Here is a 17,938-nt window from a genome sequence, read left to right as displayed (position 1 = left end):
AATAGGTGTTACCCAAAAGGGCGCTTGCTATTTCCCATTTATTGACATCCAATCCCTTCCCGTGCCAGACCCAACGCCCCAGAACGACGGCTCCCCGTGGATTATTGCGCCCGAAAAGTTCTTTTACATGAACCACATGGCCCGGCAGAACAACACCGGGGCCCATTACCATGAATGGCTGGAGATGGCCATCGTCGTCCATGGGAAGGCGATGCACCGGACCACCTCTGGAGAAGCGCTCTGCAAGGCGGGTCAGGTATTTATGATTCCCCCAGGCGTCTGGCATTCCTATACCCAATGCCGCCAGTTCGAACTCTACAACTGCCTCTTCTCGCCGGAGCTGCTCGGCGGTCCGCTGGCATGGGTCTGCCAGGACCCGGCAATGGGCCCGCTAATGACCCCGGCCCCATGGAAATGGGGTTCCCATGTATTGGAATGGCGGCTTGCCGAAAGAGCGATCCCCGGGGTGCGGAAACTAGCGGCCGTTTTGTTAAAAACATACAAGAGGGGCCGCATTCTGCGGAAGGGCATCCTGGTAGCCGACCTGCTCCGGTTGATCGACTACGTGGCCCATGAGGGCGCTCCCGCAACCCCTGGCGAACTGCTTCCCGTCCATTCCGCCGTGCGCCGCGCCGCGGAGCGGTTGCGAGCCGAGACCGCCCGCGCATGGACGCTCCCCGAACTGGCCAGGGAGCTGCACATCGACCCAAGCTACCTCGTGCGCCTGTTCCGCCAGGCCACCGGCAGCCCACCCATGAAGTTTCTTTCCCAGGAACGGGCCCACAAAGCGGCCCAGCTGCTCCTCGCTTCTGATTTGAGCATCGGCGAAATCGGCACCGAAGTCGGCTGGCCGGAGCCGAAACATTTTGCCCGCTGCTTCCGAAGCCATTTCGGCGAGAGCGCCACGGCGTTCCGACTGAGGCTGAAAAACGGAGCCTAGCAGAGCCAGCAGCACTCTTTTGCCTAGTCTAGATCTTAGGCCTACGCCCTGTGATGAAGGAAATAATGAACAGGACGAGAAACACCACGAAGAGGACCTGGGCGATCCAAGAGGCGGTGCCCGCGACACCGCCGAAACCAAAGATCGCGGCGATGATCGCGATGATCAAAAATACAACGGCATAGTGTAACATAGGAAAAGAGTTCTATAAGTTAGCAATAAGTTTGCGGATCTCGTCCTGGGTTTTCCCAAGTTTCTTCTGCAAGCGCCCGAGGAACTCCTCATCCTTCCCCTCTGAATAGGTCAGGTCGTCGTCCGTCAGGTTGCCATATTTCTGTTTGAGCTTCCCTTTGACTTCATTCCATTGGCCTTTGAAGGTGAGTTTGTTCATGTCCTGTTGCTTCGGATCTCGCACGGCATGCGGCCCGGTCATTAGGCGACAGCCAAGAAAATTATGCGCTTCGTTTAATCAAGGCATGAAAAATATCCTAATCGTCCTCCTGATTGCCTCGGCTGCGTTTGCACAGGCACAAGATCAACAACCGGTTAAGCCGGACAATACGAAGAAAAACGCTACCGAACAATTAACCGCCGAAGAGCAGGGCGAGTCGGCATCAGATCGAGAAATAACCAAGAACATTCGTCGCGAGATTGTAAAAAACGACTCTCTCTCGGCGACAGCAAAGAACATCAAGGTGATCACCATCGATGGGAAGGTGACTCTCCGTGGTCCGGTTCACTCAGAACAGGAAAAAACGGCGATCGCTACCATCGCGGAAAAAGCCGCGGGGAAAGACAAAGTAGCCAATCACCTTGAAATTAAGAAATAGCATAAGCCATATGAAAAAATCCGTATTCGCAATTCTGAACAACCGGCAGCAGGCCGAGAATGTGGTGGAGCGCCTCAAGACCTCGGGATTTTATCCCAAGGATATCTCGATGCTCTTTGCCGACACTGCGGGAAGCGAAGACTTCGCCATTGAACACGAGACCAAGGCCCCCGAAGGAACGACGACGGGCGGCACCACGGGCTTTGTCGCAGGGGGCGTCCTGGGCTGGCTTGCTGGCATCGGCGCTCTGGCTATTCCCGGCCTTGGGCCGTTTATCGCAGCAGGCCCCATCATGGCTGCTTTGAGCGGAGCCGCGGTTGGCACGGCTGTGGGGGGAGTGGTTGGGGCGCTGGTCGGGATGGGCATTCCGGAGTTTGAAGCCCGCCGCTACGAGTCAAAAGTCAAGGATGGGAAAATCCTCGTCTCGGTCCACACAGAAGATTCCGGCGGCATCGACCGTGCGACGGGGGTGCTTAAGGAATTCAATGCGGAGGATATCTCGATCGCCTCGGAATCCGCCGTCCCCGAAGATCAGCATCATACTGAATCCGATCGCCCTGAAGGGAAAAGATTCTAGAAACAACCGAACCGATTCCGTGATCCGTGCCGCGCCTTCAGCCGGCACGGGTTTTTCGTTTCCCAAACAACCACCCCGTTTACGCCATGATCAGCTCGACGCCGCTTTGCTCCAGCGAAGTGCGCGCTTCGCCGGGCAGGCCAGCATCGCTAATGAGTGTGTGCACGGCCCCGACGGGGGCAACTTTGATGAATGCGCCCCGGCCCCATTTGCTGGAGTCGACCAACAGTACGACTTTCCGCGCGGCGTGGATCATCGCCCGCTTGCTCTGCGCGATCTCCGGCGTGCTGTCGGTGATCCCGTGGCGCATGTCGAGCGCCTGCGCCCCGAGGAAGGTCTTCTGAACTACCATGTCCGCCAGCGTGCGCTCGCCGATGGGCCCCAGGGTGCTGCACGATTCACGGCTCAAGTTTCCGCCCAGGAGCAGTACCTTGGCGGTGGTCTTTTCGTTGAGCGCAAGGGCCACGTTGAGCGCGTTGGTAACGACCGTCAGGCGCTCAATCCCGGCGAGGAAGGGCACCATTTCGACCACGGTTGTCCCGGCATCGAGTATGATCGTATCGCCGGGCTGGACGAATTGCGCCGCGGCCTGGCCGATCCGCTTTTTGGAGTCGTTGTTAAGCTGGCTGCGAAGTTCCATCCCCATGAGCGACTGCACCGGCACCAGCAACCGCTGCGCGATGGCGCCGCCCCGGTCCCGCATCAGCTCGCCCTCTTTTTCGAGCGCAACCAGGTCGAGCCGGATGGTAACCTCCGAGACATGGAAGCGCTCGGCCAGTTCGCCAACGCGGACGGACCCGTTACGACGCACCATCTCGGCAATCTGCCCGCGACGTTCCAGGATCATAGGAGCTTTCGACGAATCTTTGAAGGTTTCGTTCATGGAAGGGGGAATCTATTTCTAAAGAGAGCATACTTCGAAAGCTTAGGCAAGGTATTTTCTTCCATAACGAAAGTTTTCGAAAGTATATGAAAGAAATTTATTGATTTTCCGGAGCATTTTGTTAACTTTCGATCATCTTCGGAACCGAATATCCGAAAACTTTTTCACTCGTTCACCTCCCCCCTCTGGTATGAAACGCATCATCGCTATTACCTCCTGCCCGACCGGCATTGCACACACTCTTCTCGCTGCGGAAGCCCTCAAAAAGGCAGCCGAAGTGATGGGCCATTGGATCAAAGTCGAGACCCAGGGTTCCATTGGCACCAAGAATCCCCTCTCCGAACGCGAGATCGCCGAAGCCGATGTGATTATCCTCGCCACGGATATCAACATCGACACCGCGCGCTTTGCCGGAAAGCCGATCTACCAGGTTGCCACGAGCGAAGCCATCCGCAACACCAAGGCAGTCATCACCACGGCGCTGGCCAAGCTGCCTGCCGAACCCGCTCCGCAACCGACCCCGGCTCCCGTGGCCCCGGCCAAGCCGGAACCGGCCGCGCAGGAAGTGAAAAAGCTCGTCGGCATTACCTCATGCCCCACCGGCATCGCCCACACCTTCATGGCCGCCGAGGCCCTCAACAAAGCCGCCCGCGCCCTCGGCTACCAGATCAAGATTGAAACCCAGGGCTCGGTCGGCGCCAAGAACGGGCTGACACCCGAGGAAATCGCGGCAGCCGACGCGGTGGTGATCGCCGCTGATACCAAGGTCGACGCCTCGCGCTTCACCGGCAAGCGGCTCTACATGACCTCCACCAGCGAGGCCATGCGCAACGGGCAGGAAGTCATCAAAGCCGCGCTCGCCCTGCCGATTCCCGCCGCGGGCACGAACCTCGTCGAGGCGGTCGAGGCCGCCAAGGCGGAACGCTCCCGCTCGCGCACCGGCCCCTACAAGCACCTCATGACGGGGGTCTCCTACATGCTTCCCGTGGTCATCGCGGGGGGACTCGCCATCGCGCTCGCCTTCGCCATCGGCGGCATCTATGCCGGGGAAGCCAAGGGGACACTCGGCGCGGCGCTTTCCATGATCGGCGGCGGCACGGCCTTCCATCTCTTCGTCGCTGTGCTCTCCGCGTTCATCGCCTTCTCGATCGCCGACCGGCCAGGCATCGCCCCGGGGCTCGTCGGCGGCATGCTCGCCCAGAATCTCGGCGCGGGGTTCCTCGGCGGCATTGTTTCCGGCTTCCTCGCTGGGTACCTGACCCTTTTCCTGGCCAATAAAATCAAGCTGCCTTCGACGCTGGAGGGGCTCAAGCCGGTGCTGATTTTGCCCTTCCTATCGACGATCATCGTGGGGCTGCTCATGATTTACGTCATCGCCCCGCCCGTCCAGGTGGTGCTCGACACCATGACCCACTGGCTCAACACCATGCGCGGCGCCAATGCGGTACTCCTCGGGATTATCCTCGGCTCGATGATGGCCTTTGACATGGGCGGGCCCGTTAACAAAGCCGCCTACACCTTCGCCGTCGGCCTGCTCGCCAGCAAAGTCTACACGCCCATGGCCGCAGTCATCGCCGCCGGAATGACGCCGCCGCTCGGCCTGGCGCTCGCCGTGTTCCTGTTTAAAAACCGCTTCGACACCGAAGAACGCGAAGCGGGCGGCCCGGCCCTGGTGCTCGGCCTCTCCTTCATCACGGAAGGGGCCATTCCCTTCGCCGCCAAGGACCCCTTCCGGGTGATCCCCGCGACCATGATCGGCTCCGCCCTGGCGGGGGCCATCTCGATGTCGGCTGGCGTGCAATTCCTCGTCCCGCACGGTGGCATCTTTGCCGCGCTGATCCCTGGAGCCGTCACGCCACTCATCCCCTTTCTCGTCTCCGTCGTGGCCGGAACGCTCCTCACGACCGCCGCCCTCTTTGTCTTGAAAAAACCGGTGAACACCGATGTTCCCGCAGCAGTCCCAGCCGCCGCCGCTGCCACCCCCAACCACTAACGCACATTTCATTATGATCCAGCTTACGCCCAAGGACATCGCGCTACGGTCCCGCGCCACCACCAAGGAAGAAGCCATTCGCGAGGTGGGCAAGCTCCTCGTCAAGAGCGGAGCCATCGCGCCCGGCTACATCGAGAGCATGCTGGGCCGCGAGAAGCAGGCCAATACGTTTCTCGGCAACGGCATCGCGATCCCCCACGGAATGCAGGCCGACCGGGAACTCATCCACCACACGGCCATCGCCATCGTGCAGGTGCGCGACGGCGTCGTGTGGAACTCCAACCAGGTCGTGCGCCTCGTAGTCGGGATCGCCGCCCGCTCCGACGAGCACCTGGGCGTCCTCGCCGCGCTCACGGACGTGCTGGACAACCCCGAGCTTTCCCGCCGCCTGGCCGAGGCCGAGGACCCGCAGATTATCATCGCCGCGCTACGCCGCCACCCCGCCGGGGAAAGCGCCCAGCCGGAGCAACTCGCAGGCGCGGTGAGCGTGGACGTCTCCCTGCTGCCCGGCGCGGGCTTGCACGCCCGGCCCGCGACGGTGTTTGTTGACGAAGCGGCCCAGTTCCAGTCCGAGATCCGGGTGGAGTTCAACGGCAAGACGGCCAACGGCAAGTCGATGGCCTCGCTGCTGAAACTCGGCATCGACGGCGGCTCAACGCTGCGCATCATCGCCAGCGGCGCGGACGCCGAAGCCGCGCTCGCGGCGCTCAAAACCGCCGTGGAAAACGGGCTCGGCGAGACCGAGGAAGTCAAGACCCACGTCGACGAGGTCATGTGGAGCCCGGCCTCCGAGCTGAGCCCGCGCGTGAGCGGCATCTCCGCCTCGCCGGGCATCGCCATCGGGCCGCTCTTCCATCTCCAGACCAGCCGGATCATCGTGGAAGATACGTTGCAAACCCAGGAGGCCGCCGAGACCGATATCCGCAGCGCGCTACAAACCGCCCACGATCAGCTCTCCGATATTTACGACGCGGTCAAAGACCGTTGCGGCAAACAAGAGGCCGCGATTTTCCGCGCCCACCAGGCATTTCTCACAGACCCCGATCTCCTCAACGCCGTCCTGGAGCTGATTGAAGTAGGCCATGGGGCCGCCTGGAGCTGGCAGCAAGTCATCAACCAGCGGGTGGCCGAGGTCGCCCAGGTTAGCAACGAGCGCCTCTCTGGTCGCGCCGTCGATCTTCACGACGTGGGCCAACGCGTGCTGCGCATCCTGGCTCCCTCCGAGCAGGGCGCCATCACCCTGCCGGATCACCCCGTCATCCTGGTCGCCGAGGACCTAACGCCCTCGCACACCGCCCGGCTCGACCCCAAGCGCATCCTGGGCCTCTGCACGGCCCTGGGCGGGGCGACCTCGCACACGGCCATCATCGCCCGCTCGCTCGATCTGCCCGCAATGGTCGGCGCCGGTCCGGCCTTGCTGGAGCAGACCGACGGCGTCCTCTGCATCCTGGACGGCAGCGCGGGCAGCCTCTACGTAGCGCCCAGCGAAGCCGACCTGCGTTCGGCGGAGAATTTCCAGATCGACCTGCAACACCGCCGCGACGTCGAGTACCAGACCCGCTACCAACCGGCTATCCTGACCGACGATCACCGCATCGAAGTCGTCGCCAACATCAGCAAGCCCTCCGAGGCCGCCCTGGCCGTGGAAGCCGGAGCGGAAGGCGTGGGGCTCATGCGAACGGAGTTCCTCTTCCTCTCGCGCGACACCCCGCCGACCGAGGAGGAGCAGTTCGAGTCCTACAGCGCCATGACCTCCGCGCTCAACGGCCTGCCGCTCATCATCCGCACCCTGGATATCGGCGGTGACAAAGCCGTCCCCTACCTCTCGCTGCCGCACGAGGACAACCCGTTCCTCGGCACGCGCGGCATCCGCCTCTGCCTGCGCCAGCCGGAGCTTTTCATCCCTCAGCTGCGCGCCATCTACCGCGCCTCGGCGACCGGCCCCATCAAGATCATGTTCCCGATGGTCGCCACGCTGGAGGAGCTGCGCGAGGCAAAGGCCACCGCGGAGCGGGTTCGCAAGGAGCTGGGCGTCGCTCCGGTGGAGATCGGCATCATGGTTGAGGTCCCCTCGGCGGCGCTAATGGCCCCGGAGCTGGCCCGCGAAGCCGACTTTTTCTCCATCGGCACCAACGACCTGGCGCAGTACGTCTACGCCATGGACCGCATGCACCCCGTGCTGACCAAGCAGGTCGATGCGCTCCACCCGGCGGTACTGAGGATGATCGAAATGACCACGCGCGCCGCGGCCGCCGCCGGGAAATGGGTCGGCGTATGCGGCGGCATCGCGGGCGATCCGCGCGGCGCGATCATCCTGGCGGGCCTCGGCGTCACCGAGCTAAGCATGAGCCTGCCGAGTGTCGCCGCCATCAAAGCCCGGCTGCGCAAGATCTCCCTGGCCCAGGCCCGGACGATTGCCGCCAAGGCGCTCAGTTGCCAATCCGCAGCGGAAGTTCGCGATCTTATTATCCCTTAGTCTTATCGAATATGTCCACCACCGCACCTCTCTCCTTCGACGCCGTCACCGTCACGCTCAACCCCGCGATCGACCGCACCGTCTCCATCTCCGGGTTCAAACCCGGGGCCGTCAACCGCGTTGAGTCCGTCTGCAACACAGCGGGCGGCAAAGGAGTCAACGTCGCGGCGTCCCTGGCCGACGCTGGCAGCAACGTGGCCGTGACCGGCTTCCTGGGCCGCGAGAATGCCACGATTTTCGAGCGCCTCTTCGCCTCCAAGAAAATCACCGACCGCTTCGTACGCATCGAAGGCGAGACCCGCATCGGCATCAAGATCACCGACCCGGAGGACTCCTCCACTACCGACATCAACTTCCCCGGCATCGCCCCCGAGCCCGGCGACATCCAGACGCTTTGCATCAAAATGGAAGCGCTCAAAGCCCCCTGGTTCGTCCTGGGCGGCAGCGTTCCCCCAGAAGTGAGGCCCTCCATTTACCGGGACATCATCAGCTTCCTGAAGGAACTCGGGCGCAAGGTCCTCGTGGACACCAGTGACGAACCGCTGCGGCTGGCCCTGGAGGCCGCGCCCACGATCATCAAGCCGAACATCCACGAACTGGAAGCGCTGCTCGGCATTTCGCTGCCCGACGAAGCCGCAGTCATCAAGGCCGGACGGACGCTCGTGGAGAGCGGCATCGAAATGGTCGTCGTCTCCATGGGCAAAAAAGGCGCCTGCTTTGTGACGAAAGACGACGCCGTCGTCGCCCGGCCGCCAGACATCGAAGTCCGCAGCACCGTCGGCGCGGGAGACGCCATGGTGGCGGGCATCATTTCCGCGCAGCTTCAGGGCCTTCCGCTGGACGCCTGCGCCGAGCTTGGCACGGCATTTTCCGTCCAGGCCCTCACCCGCCAGCTCAAGCCCTGCGCCGATTTTTCCGCCGCCGTCGCCAACACCCGGCGGCAAATCAGACTTTCCTAAGCCCGCACCTTCCCAACAATCACAACCCATCGATCAACAACCCCCATCATCACAACACTCCCCCATGAAATCACGCATTGCATCCACGATTGCCGGCGCCCTCGCCCTTTCGGGCGTCATGGCCTGTGCCGATCCTGCCACCGCAACGGCAAGCACCACTCCCAACGGCTGGGATGAATGGCTCAATGGCAAGTACGCCACTGGAAACTGGGGCGGTCTGCGCGACCGCCTCGAAGCCGACGGCGTCCAGTTCTTCGGCTACTACACGAGCATCCCTGCGGGGGTTGTCAGCGGCGGGATGCGCCGGGGCGCAACCTACGTTGACGACTGGTATTTCGGCGTCAACCTGGACCTCGAAAAACTCGTCGGCTGGAGTGGCGGCAAATTCACCGTGAGCGGCATCAACCGCGACGGCCTGAGCCTGACCAACAACTACATCGGGAGCCGCTTCGACGCCCAACAGTGCTACGGCGGCCAGAATGTATTCCTCTACGGTGTTTTCCTGGAGCAGAAAATCGCCGACGGCAAAGTAACCTTCAAGCTGGGCCGTTTCAGCGCCAGCGACGACTTCAACTGCTCGCCGCTCTACGGCTATTCGCTCAACAACGCGCTCAACGGCGACATCCGTGCGGTGTTATTTGATACGCAGTTCTCCGCCTACCCCTACTCGACCTGGGCGACCAGCATCAAAGTAAAGCCGACCGACGAAACCTACGCGCAACTCGGCGTATTCCAGGGCGGCGACCGCCTCTTTAACCCGCGCTTGAACGGCGTGAACTGGGACATCACCAGCAGCGACAGCGCGTTTGTGATCGGCCAGGTCGGCTGGACCCCGGAGTTCAACAAACAGGCCGTCCCCGGCACCGGCACCGGCGAGGGGAAACCGGCCGAGATGAAAGGCCTCCCCGGCCACTACTGGGTAGGCGCATCGTACTCCTCCTATGAGTACCCGAAGTTCAACTCCGCGACGGAAAAAGGCACCAACTCCTACGGCGTCTACGCCCACGCCGACCAGATGGTCTACCAGGAGGGCCCCGGCAGCGATCAAGGCCTGACGGTCTTTACCGCAGGGTGCCTTTATCCGCAAAAGGAAATTTCCATCATGCCGTGGCAGGCCACGCTGGGGTTCAACTATAAGGGCCTCATCCCCGGCCGCGATGACGACCACACGATGCTGCACGCTTCCTACGGGCGCTATAGCAGCGTCTATGCCGAGAGCGTCGCGGCAACGGGCGGCGGGTGGCCTCAATACGAGGCGATCCTCGAAACGGGCCACCGAATCGCGCTGACGAAGTTCGCCTATATCCAGCCGGACGTTCAGCTCGTCATGAACCCGGCGGGAGCCCACCGCATCCAGAATGCCGTGGTGCTCGGAGCCCAGATCGGCGTGACCTTTTAGTTAGTAGACAGACAGGCAGCATGCATCGCCGTCCCCGTGGCAAGCCGTTTCTTGCCATGGGGCGGCTGTTTTTTTAAGCAGGGTTATTTGGACTCCGCCTCGGTACCGCGCCCGCGCAGGAGCAGCCCGGCCACGAGGGAAACCAGGAACATCAGGACAACGACCCGCCGGACCAGGGTGGCGGGGGCGATGCCGACCGCCGTGGGGATCGGATTTGAGCGCGGGAAAGCGCTTCAGCAGTTTTCCCGCAGGCGGCAGACCAGCGAACTGCATTTGCCGGGCTCTTCCAGCAGTTCGATGGAGGCGCCGATGAGCCGGGCGCGCGAATTGAGGAGGTTGATCCCCACCCAGGAGTTGGACCACGGGATGCGCTTCTGGCCCGTTAAGCAATGGGAGATCTCGATCCGGGAACCGTCCCCGGAGCCGAGGCAGGCCACGACGACCCGCTTGGAGCCAAAGTTCTGGACGGCCCGCAGGATGCCGATTTCGACGATCCGGTAGATGTGGATGGCGTCCTGCTCCACGAAATGGAAGCCGCTGTCGCTCTCTACCCGGCAAGAAATTTTTAGGTGCGACTCGGTCCGCAAGGCTAGCGCTTCGAGGGCTGTGATGAGCCCGCCGACTTCGATATCCAGCGGGTAAACGCCTTTTGCCAGGCTTGAGGCCGTGATCATGCACTCTGAGGTGAGCCTGGAGAGTTCCGCCGCCTTGACGGAAAGTGGGTGGGCCTCCAGGGTCAGGTTTTTCTGCAAGATGCCGCCCAGGAGTGCGATGCCGGTAAGCTGCTGCGCGATGTCCTCGTGGAGGAAGTGCATGAGGAGGTGATCGTGCTTGTCGTTGGATTCGTGGATCAAGCTTTCCGTCTTCCGGCAAACGTCGATCTCTTCCTCCAGCCGGACGCGGGTCGCATGCTGCTTGCCCATGTCGAAAACGATGCCGATGCCGCCCTCGACCTGGCCCATGCCGTCCCGCAGCGGGCTGGCGTTGACAAGTGCATGCACCATCTCGCCTCCGGCTTTCCGGAAGGTGATCTCGCACTCGGCGCAGTCGTTGCCGGACCGGAGGACGCGGGCCATGAAGCCCTCCTCCGGGGTGAGCACCGCGCCGTTCTCGAAGAGCACTTCGCAGGGGCCGAAATAGCGGTGGGCCTCGCTCTTGAGCTGCGGGGTGCTTCCCCACAGCTCCAAGGCGCGACTGTTGAAGGCGGTGATCCGCCCTTCGCAGTCGCAGGTATATGCGGCGGCCGGGAGGCTCCCGAGCCACTCTTGGAGGCGCTCATCCGACATATTCGTGATCTCCGGGCGTTGCATGAGGTGCCCGCCCACGCCGTGCGAGCGGATCATTTGCGGCCGATCAGTACCCGACAAGCATCTTCTCCCAGGCTTTCTCTAGTTCGAAGATACGGTCCAGGTAGGCCTGGGCTTGCTTCGGGTTCTGCCGGTTGGGCTGGAAGGGCAGGAAGATTTCGAAGTGCGCTCCTCCTTCCGCGCTCTGGCTCACGGACATCGAGCCGCTGTGATGGTAGACGATGAAGAAGCAGGTGAGGAGGTTGAGCCCGTATTCGGCCGGGTTGTCGCGCCGGACGAAGAAGGGATCGAAGATGCAGTTGACGTTGTCGGCGGAAAGGCCCGGGCCGTTGTCGACGACTTCGATTTTGATGCCGTCTTCCCCGGTGGCGTCCTTGGCCAGGCTGGTTTTGACGGTGATCTTGCCGCCTTCGGGGACGTTGGCCAGTTCGTCGGCGAGCAGGAGGTTGAGGCCTTTGTCGAGCAGGGCGCGGTTGCCGCAGATGGCGGGGACTTTCCCGGAAACAAAGTCGAGCTTGATGCCCTTGGCGATGAATGCGCCGCGGTTGGTCTCGCTGGCGTTGACGATCACATCGTCCACGACGACGGTGTCACCAAGTGAGACTCCGGCGGGCTCGGGGATTTCGTTGATGTCGCCCAGCAGGGTGACGATTTTGCCCATCTGGGACTGGACGGTCTCGTAGAAGTCGCGCCAGTAGTTCGGGTTACGCAGTTGCTCGATGTTGACGTTCTCTTGCTGGAGCTGGAAGGGGGCCAGGTCGAGGAAGGTCTTGATCGCGGTCAGCGAGTTGCGGATGTGGTGGTTGAGGCCGGCGGCGAAAATGCCGAGGCTCAGGAGCCGGTCGGTCATCATTAGGCGCTGCATGGCGGCCATTTTCTCGCGCATCAGGGAATCGAGCTCGCGCTGCACGAGGAAGAACTCCATGGCGCGCTTGAGGAGCATTTCCAGAATGGGCGGGTCCCACGGTTTCGGGACGTATTTGTAGATGGCTCCTTCGTTGACGGCGGCGATGGCGGCATCGAGGTCCGAGTAGGCGGTGGCCAGGATGCGGATGACGCGGGGACGAGCGGCACGGACTTTTTCGAGCAGTTCCACGCCGGAGCTGCTGGGCATCCGCTGGTCAGTCATGACGACGGCGAAGCGGTCTTGGTTCGCGGAAAAGAGCTGCCATGCCTCTTCGCCGCTGCTCGCGACTACCACGTCGAATGTGTCTGAGAAGTACGCCTTGAAGTTCGAGATGGTTTGCGCTTCATCGTCCACGTACATGATGGCGAATTTGCGGTATTCGAAGTTGGAATTCATGGTTTCTTTGGATTGAGGGTTACGAGAAATCTGCAAAATTCATTTTCCTGGCTCTCTACGTTTAGCTCGCCCTTATGGTTCTGGACGATCCGGTAGCTGATGTTCAGGCCCAGCCCCATGCCAGAGCCCACTGGTTTCGTCGTGAAGAAGGCATCGAAGATTTTTTCTTTGTCCGATGCATTGATTCCTTTGCCATTGTCTTCACATGTCATCAGAATCCGGCCGTTTTGCAAGCCTGCTTCAATTTTGATTTTCTTTTCCGGGGCTCCTTTATCGCGCAGGCTGTCGGCGGCGTTTTGAAGCAGGTTGATCATTAAGTGGATAAGCTGGTTGCGGTTGCCCCATACGGTCAGGTCTTGCGGAATATTCACCTCAAGGGAGATTTCGCCCGCGGGGATCTGGACGAAGCGGATGGAGGTTTGCACGATTTCCAGCAGGGAGACTTGGCTGAAGTTGCTGGTGTCGGGGTGCAGGAAGGAGCGCAGGCTGGAGATGATGTCGGCTACGCGGCGGATGCCTGCCTGTAAGTCGGCAAGGGGGGCTTTGAGTGGTTCGGTGTATTCCTCGGGGATGTTCAGTAGGCGCTTCTGGAGGAGGAATGAGGCGGTGTTGGCGAAGTTGAGCGGGTTGTTGATCTCGTGCATGAGCCCGCTGCTCAGCTGCCCCATGGAGGCCATTTTCGCCTGGTGTACCATCTGGGATTCGGTGGCTTTGAGCTGGATGAGGGTTTCTTCGAGTTCGGCGGATTTGCGCAGCAGGTTCTCCTGTAATTGGCGTTGCTGATAGAGGTTGTGGCAGCGCACCATGAGTTCGCTTGAGACGAAGGGCTTGGTGAGGAAATCGGTGACGCCTGCTTCGAGGGCCTGCATTTTTGAGCCTTCGTCGGCGCGCGCAGTCAGGATGATAATTGGCACAGACGCGGTCCGGGGCTCTTCGCGCAGTTGGCGGGTTAGGGTGATGCCGTCGATGCCGGGCATCATTAGGTCGAGCAGGATGAGCGAAAAATCCAAGGCCCGAGCCATTTCCAGGGCCTCGCTGCCGTTGCGGGCTTCGTGGACGGAGTAGATCTCTCTGAGCTGGGAGTGGAGGAAGCGGCGCATCTCGGGCTCGTCGTCGGCGATCAGGATGCGCGGTTTGCTTGAGTCTGGGTTGTCCACCAAGGCGGCGGGCTCGTTGATGCCTGCGATGTGCGAGGGGAAAAGCTCGGCCCGCCGGTAGAGCTCATCCATCCATTCCGGCTCCTCTCCGGCCGGTTCGGAGGCTCTGGGAATATCGGGCACGCTGTCCACTTCGGGTTCCGGTTTCCCCTCGGCGTCGACGAGGACGGTAAAGGCGGTCCCTTTGCCTAGTTCGCTCTCTACGTCGACCCGGCCGCCGTGGGCTTCGGTCATTTCTTTCACGAGCGCGAGGCCGATGCCCACGCCCTGGTAGCGGCGGGTGGCGGCGGCTTCGGCTTGCCAGAAACGGTCGAAAATACGGGACAGTTCATCGCAGGCAATGCCCTTGCCGGTGTCGGTGACGACGGCTTTGAGCATTTTACCCTGCATGGAGATGCGCAGGGAGACGCTGCCGTTTTCGGCGGTGAATTTGAAGGAGTTGAAGAGAAGATTGAGGATGATTTTCTCCACTTTGTCCCGGTCGATGTAGACATTGGTGCCGGGCTCCGCGTCCAGGTGGCCCTGGAAATTGAGGTTGCGCTGCTTGGCCATCGGGGCGACGGAATTGACGATCCCTTCCATGAACGGGACTAAGTCGGTCTCTTTGCGCTTCACCCGGATGGTCCCGGAATCGAGCCGGACTAAGTCGAGCAGGTCGTTGATGAGGCGCAGGAGCCGCATCGAGTTGTTGTACATGATGTCGAGCATCTCGACGGATTCATGGGAGTCGCTGGGGGTGTTGCGAAGCCGCTCCAGCGGGCCGAGTAAGAGGGTGAGCGGGGTGCGCAGTTCGTGGCTGACGTTGGCAAAGAAGGTCGATTTTGCGCGGTCGAGCTCTACCAGTTTGGCGTTGTTTTCCTGAAGCTGGCGGCGGTTGATGTCGAGCTCGGCCCGCACTGAATACTCCCGGTAGCGCAGGCGGTAGATCAGGAAGCTGCCGCTGACGGCCACGACGCCGGTGAGCGCGATGAAGTAGAAGTTATTGAAATACTCGGCGGCGGTCCCCCCGCCGTGGGCGACGCAGGCGGCGAGGTAGCTCAGGACGGTGAGGCCGACGGCCACGAGGCATTCCCAGAAATCCGCCAGCGCCACGAAGGTACCCGCGATCAAGACCAGGTTGAGCCCGGCGTAATACGGAGAGCGCGCTCCCTCCGTATAGTAGATCATCAGGCACATGAAGAGGATGGGGAGCATGAACCACCCCATGCCGATGATCTGGTAGTGCCGCCGACCGAAGGGCGAGGTGTTGACGCCCCAGAGCACCAGGGCCAGGGCGGAGCAGGCGAGCCGCAGGGTGAGAAAGAAGCCGAACTCCTCCGGGTAGATGAAGTAGTCCAGCGACGCTCCCACGGGCATGAAAATCACGACGAGCAGGTAGGCGATCTTCGAACACGCGATGCGCAAATCGCGGTTGTATTCGAGGAACGCGGCTCTGATTTCCTGCTCTTGAGCAATATCCATGCGGAGCGAATCGGGCTTCCGCCTAGAGGGGCTTCTTGATTTCCAAGAAGATATTGAACCCGGTTTCGTCGGCCCGAACGTGGGACTCTGCTCCGGCGGCCGATTGCGGGATCAGTGTTTCAAACTGCGCGGCATCGCGGTAGATGAGGTGCCAGTCCATGAGGTACTCCATGATCATCCGGTTCGGGTTGGAGGCTTCGACGTTGGTGGCTACGAGCGTCCCGCCGGGGGCGAGCATGTCGTAGAAGATTTCCAGCAGGCGCGCGCAGATCCGGTCGGAGAGGTAGTCAAAGAGGCCCGCGCAGTAGACCAGGTCGTACTGGGTGCCGGTGTCGGTCTCGCCGATGCGCGCTCCTTCTTTGAGGATTTGGTGGACGGAACGCTTGATGAGGTGGAGCCGGGTGGTGCGGCTGTGTTTCATCTTGATGTCGGTGAGGATGCGCTCGGTTTGCTGGAGGGTCTCGTCGTTGAAGTCGAGCAGCGCCAGGTCGGCGCGGTCGCTGATGTCGTCGTAGGCGAGGAAGCGCTGGACTTCCATGGCGGGGCCGCAGCCGAGGTTAAAGATGCGGGTGCCCAGGCCCTGCTTGGCCCGCCGCCGGGTCTCCTGGCTGAGCAGCGAGGTGAGGTATTTGACGCGGTTGCGGTGCGCTTCGGCGGTGGGCAGTCCGGCGAAGTGGCAGTTGAGCATTTTGGCAAAGAGCGAGGCTCCCTCGATCGGGTTGCGCAGGATCATGTTCACCATTTCGTAGTCTCCGGCGTAGCCCAGCGGCTTGTGGTAGGTCCGGTGAAGGATCGGGGAGCACTGGATGAGCGGGTGGAGCTGGCGGCGGGCGTAGGCGCGGTGAACGGCTACGACTTCCTCTTTGACGCCGTCGGCGATGGATTCGAAGCGCTCGAAAAGATCCTGGGTGACGGGCATGATGAGTGCGTTGAGCTTCTCGATGATGCTCAGCTCGATCTTGGTCCGGTCGGGCGGCGGCGAGGAGCGGACGGCGAGCTCGACCTGCTCAAGCCAGCGGCGCATATCCGAGAGCAGGGTCTGCATGTCGGATACGATGACTTTGAGCTTGGGCGTGATCTGCTCGACTTTTTCCCATTCGCCCAGGAGGCGCTGGAAGTCGTCGGCCAGGCGCTCTACCTGCCCCGAGGGGGAGAGGAAGTCGATTTCAAGCCAGTTTTCCTCATCCAGGATGGCCTCGCAAACGAGCACGATGCCCGTGTTGACCATGTTGCTAACGATCGCGCGGCCTGAATACAGGATCTTGCCGCTGACCAGGATGCGGAAGTCGCTCAGCACCTCTGATAGCTGGAGGATGCTGTAAGGGTTGTACACCTCGAAGCTGACGCTGTAGCGGGTCATCCGCAACAGCGTGCCCCGGACAGGGGTACCCTGACTATTTTCACAAACAATAATACTATCGTTCTCAGTCGTCGTCTGGATCGAATCAGTCATAGAAGAAGGGGTATTTTAATGGAAAAGCGGCTGCCATGCCCGAGCTCACTATGGAGTGTGATATCGCCCCCCATGCCGGACATCAAGTGTTTCGAGATATATAATCCTAAACCGGACCCGTCGGTCTTGGTGGAAAAGCGGCAGTCGAAGATCCGTTCGCGGAGGGTTTCGGGGATGCCGGGGCCATTGTCGATGACGGAAAATTCTGCAAAACCATCTACGGCGGCGACCTTTAGTGTGACCCGGCCTGTTTCGGCTGGAACTGCCTCGATGGCGTTGTGAAGGAGGTTCAGGAGCACCCGGGCGAGCGCAAACCGGTTGACGGCGATGGTGGCCTCGGGGTTCTGGAGGTGCAGGCCGACGGCGATTTCGTGTGTCTCGGCTTTTTGCTTGGCCAGGGAGAGGGCGAGGTGGGCCACTTTGTGGAGCTCGATCTCGGAGGAGGGCAGGCGGCCAAGGCTTTCGATGTAGCTGTTCTGCTCGAAAAGGGAGGAGATGAACCCGACGGAGTTCATGAGGAGGTCGGCCATGGCCTTGGCGTCTTTGTCGGAGCCATGCCGGGTCTCGACGAGGTCACAAAGGTAGTGGACGGCGGTGAGGACGGTGATGACGGGGCTGGCGGCGTCGTGCAAAAAGATGTCGGCGGCGTCGGCCTTGAGCTTCAAGGCGGCGATCTGGCGCTGGGCTTTGTCGAGCTTGCGCTGGACTTGGCGCTCTCTGGATTTGCCTGCGCCGTGGGCCTGGAGGAGTTCCTCGATGCGGCCTTTCAGGGAGAAGCCGTCGAAGGGTTTGTGAAGGTAGTCGGAGGCGCCGAGCCGGAGGGCTTCTTCGGCGGTGCGCATGGAGGAGTAGCCGGTAAGGACGATGACGGGGGTTTGCAGGTCGCCGCGGCGGATTTCCCGCAGGACTTCGAGGCCGTTGCCGTCGGGCAGTCGCAGATCGAGGATGACCAGGGCCGGGTTCATTTGCTGGAACTGGCTGATCCCCCCGGCCACGGTGGACTCGGAGGAGACGTCGTAATCCGCCTTCAGCAAAAGAGACAGCGACTCCACAACGGAGTGCTCATCTTCGATGAGCAGCAGCCTTGGTTTGGAGGCGGTCTGGAACCGGGTATGGGTTAGGTCGATCATTCAGGACCCTTAGCAGGAGTCGAGATACCCTACCCTCCTCTGAGTAAGCTATTCGAACATCCTTTTCGCA

15 protein-coding genes are annotated in these 17,938 nt (G+C 61.5%); 7 read left to right on the top strand and 8 right to left on the bottom strand.

Annotated elements, in window-relative coordinates; translation table 11 throughout:
- Window positions 1-127: 127 nt before the first annotated feature.
- Window positions 128-940, top strand: coding sequence for an AraC family transcriptional regulator (locus B2828_RS12325; RefSeq protein WP_479634049.1), 813 nt, complete (start codon window positions 128-130; stop codon window positions 938-940).
- Window positions 941-968: 28 nt separating this feature from the next.
- On the opposite strand, the gene B2828_RS12320 is transcribed toward B2828_RS12325, so the two are convergent.
- Together B2828_RS12320 and B2828_RS12315 are read right to left on the bottom strand one after the other, a co-directional pair.
- A complete protein-coding gene (locus B2828_RS12320; protein ID WP_479634048.1) occupies window positions 969-1,133 on the bottom strand; it encodes a DUF1328 family protein in 165 nt (54 codons plus the stop codon).
- A 12-nt stretch (window positions 1,134-1,145) separates the two neighbouring features.
- Entirely contained in the window at window positions 1,146-1,331 is a 186-nt protein-coding gene (locus tag B2828_RS12315; RefSeq protein WP_479634047.1) for a CsbD family protein, read from the bottom strand.
- A gap of 85 nt (window positions 1,332-1,416) precedes the next feature.
- Between B2828_RS12315 and B2828_RS12310 the strand changes: the two genes are divergently transcribed.
- Window positions 1,417-1,770: a BON domain-containing protein gene (locus B2828_RS12310; RefSeq protein ID WP_479634046.1), complete on the top strand. Its 354-nt coding sequence runs from the start codon at window positions 1,417-1,419 to the stop codon at window positions 1,768-1,770.
- Window positions 1,771-1,780: 10 nt separating this feature from the next.
- Window positions 1,781-2,347 carry a hypothetical protein gene (locus B2828_RS12305; RefSeq protein WP_479634045.1) on the top strand — a complete coding sequence of 189 codons (567 nt, stop codon included), beginning with the start codon at window positions 1,781-1,783 and terminating at the stop codon, window positions 2,345-2,347.
- Between the two features lie 79 nt (window positions 2,348-2,426).
- Here the strand turns inward: B2828_RS12305 and B2828_RS12300 are convergent, their stop codons facing one another.
- Window positions 2,427-3,194 (bottom strand): DeoR/GlpR family DNA-binding transcription regulator, encoded by a 768-nt coding sequence (locus tag B2828_RS12300; RefSeq protein WP_479634044.1) that lies wholly within the window; start codon window positions 3,192-3,194, stop codon window positions 2,427-2,429.
- Window positions 3,195-3,420: 226 nt separating this feature from the next.
- Between B2828_RS12300 and B2828_RS12295 the strand changes: the two genes are divergently transcribed.
- The 4 genes from B2828_RS12295 to B2828_RS12280 all read left to right on the top strand — a co-directional run bounded on the left by B2828_RS12295 (window position 3,421) and on the right by B2828_RS12280 (window position 10,057).
- The gene (locus B2828_RS12295; protein ID WP_479634043.1) at window positions 3,421-5,223 is read left to right on the top strand and encodes a PTS fructose-like transporter subunit IIB; all 1,803 of its coding nucleotides are present in this window, start codon (window positions 3,421-3,423) and stop codon (window positions 5,221-5,223) included.
- A 13-nt stretch (window positions 5,224-5,236) separates the two neighbouring features.
- Entirely contained in the window at window positions 5,237-7,699 is a 2,463-nt protein-coding gene (gene ptsP, locus B2828_RS12290) for a phosphoenolpyruvate--protein phosphotransferase (RefSeq protein WP_479634042.1), read from the top strand.
- An 11-nt stretch (window positions 7,700-7,710) separates the two neighbouring features.
- Entirely contained in the window at window positions 7,711-8,658 is a 948-nt protein-coding gene (pfkB, locus tag B2828_RS12285; RefSeq protein WP_479634041.1) for a 1-phosphofructokinase, read from the top strand.
- A 64-nt stretch (window positions 8,659-8,722) separates the two neighbouring features.
- Window positions 8,723-10,057, top strand: a complete 1,335-nt coding sequence (locus B2828_RS12280) for a carbohydrate porin (RefSeq protein WP_479634040.1) — start codon at window positions 8,723-8,725, stop codon at window positions 10,055-10,057.
- Window positions 10,058-10,290: 233 nt separating this feature from the next.
- On the opposite strand, the gene B2828_RS12275 is transcribed toward B2828_RS12280, so the two are convergent.
- Genes B2828_RS12275 through B2828_RS12255 form a run of 5 tightly spaced genes read right to left on the bottom strand, consistent with a single transcriptional unit; the run spans window position 10,291 to window position 17,868 of the window.
- Window positions 10,291-11,400: a PAS domain-containing protein gene (locus tag B2828_RS12275; protein ID WP_479634039.1), complete on the bottom strand. Its 1,110-nt coding sequence runs from the start codon at window positions 11,398-11,400 to the stop codon at window positions 10,291-10,293.
- Window positions 11,401-11,410: 10 nt separating this feature from the next.
- Complete coding sequence (locus tag B2828_RS12270) at window positions 11,411-12,667, bottom strand: response regulator (RefSeq protein ID WP_479634038.1); 1,257 nt, start codon at window positions 12,665-12,667, stop codon at window positions 11,411-11,413.
- Window positions 12,664-15,285, bottom strand: coding sequence for an ATP-binding protein (locus B2828_RS12265; RefSeq protein WP_479634037.1), 2,622 nt, complete (start codon window positions 15,283-15,285; stop codon window positions 12,664-12,666). The genes B2828_RS12270 and B2828_RS12265 overlap by 4 nt, the downstream gene beginning before the upstream one ends.
- 22 nt (window positions 15,286-15,307) lie before the next feature.
- Entirely contained in the window at window positions 15,308-16,738 is a 1,431-nt protein-coding gene (locus B2828_RS12260; protein WP_479634036.1) for a class I SAM-dependent methyltransferase, read from the bottom strand.
- On the bottom strand, window positions 16,735-17,868 hold the full coding sequence (locus B2828_RS12255) for a sensor histidine kinase (protein WP_479634035.1): 1,134 nt from the start codon (window positions 17,866-17,868) through the stop codon (window positions 16,735-16,737). The genes B2828_RS12260 and B2828_RS12255 overlap by 4 nt, the downstream gene beginning before the upstream one ends.
- Between the last annotated feature and the right edge of the window lie 70 nt (window positions 17,869-17,938).

It is taken from the genome of Spartobacteria bacterium UBA695 (assembly GCA_002298145.1).
Taxonomy (GTDB): Bacteria; Verrucomicrobiota; Verrucomicrobiia; order Chthoniobacterales; family Chthoniobacteraceae; genus UBA695.
Note: the sequence above shows the minus strand (reverse complement) of the source record. Positions and strands in the feature narration are given on the sequence as shown.

Coding starts and splice junctions, on each gene's coding strand:
- B2828_RS12320 (WP_479634048.1), bottom strand. CDS start 1,133: ATGTTACACTATGCCGTTGTATTTTTGATCATCGCGATCATCGCCGCG.
- B2828_RS12300 (WP_479634044.1), bottom strand. CDS start 3,194: ATGATCCTGGAACGTCGCGGGCAGATTGCCGAGATGGTGCGTCGTAAC.
- B2828_RS12315 (WP_479634047.1), bottom strand. CDS start 1,331: ATGAACAAACTCACCTTCAAAGGCCAATGGAATGAAGTCAAAGGGAAG.
- B2828_RS12260 (WP_479634036.1), bottom strand. CDS start 16,738: ATGACTGATTCGATCCAGACGACGACTGAGAACGATAGTATTATTGTT.
- B2828_RS12265 (WP_479634037.1), bottom strand. CDS start 15,285: ATGGATATTGCTCAAGAGCAGGAAATCAGAGCCGCGTTCCTCGAATAC.
- B2828_RS12255 (WP_479634035.1), bottom strand. CDS start 17,868: ATGATCGACCTAACCCATACCCGGTTCCAGACCGCCTCCAAACCAAGG.
- B2828_RS12280 (WP_479634040.1), top strand. CDS start 8,723: ATGAAATCACGCATTGCATCCACGATTGCCGGCGCCCTCGCCCTTTCG.
- B2828_RS12295 (WP_479634043.1), top strand. CDS start 3,421: ATGAAACGCATCATCGCTATTACCTCCTGCCCGACCGGCATTGCACAC.
- B2828_RS12270 (WP_479634038.1), bottom strand. CDS start 12,667: ATGAATTCCAACTTCGAATACCGCAAATTCGCCATCATGTACGTGGAC.
- ptsP (WP_479634042.1), top strand. CDS start 5,237: ATGATCCAGCTTACGCCCAAGGACATCGCGCTACGGTCCCGCGCCACC.
- B2828_RS12325 (WP_479634049.1), top strand. CDS start 128: ATGAACCACATGGCCCGGCAGAACAACACCGGGGCCCATTACCATGAA.
- B2828_RS12310 (WP_479634046.1), top strand. CDS start 1,417: ATGAAAAATATCCTAATCGTCCTCCTGATTGCCTCGGCTGCGTTTGCA.
- pfkB (WP_479634041.1), top strand. CDS start 7,711: ATGTCCACCACCGCACCTCTCTCCTTCGACGCCGTCACCGTCACGCTC.
- B2828_RS12305 (WP_479634045.1), top strand. CDS start 1,781: ATGAAAAAATCCGTATTCGCAATTCTGAACAACCGGCAGCAGGCCGAG.
- B2828_RS12275 (WP_479634039.1), bottom strand. CDS start 11,400: ATGATCCGCTCGCACGGCGTGGGCGGGCACCTCATGCAACGCCCGGAG.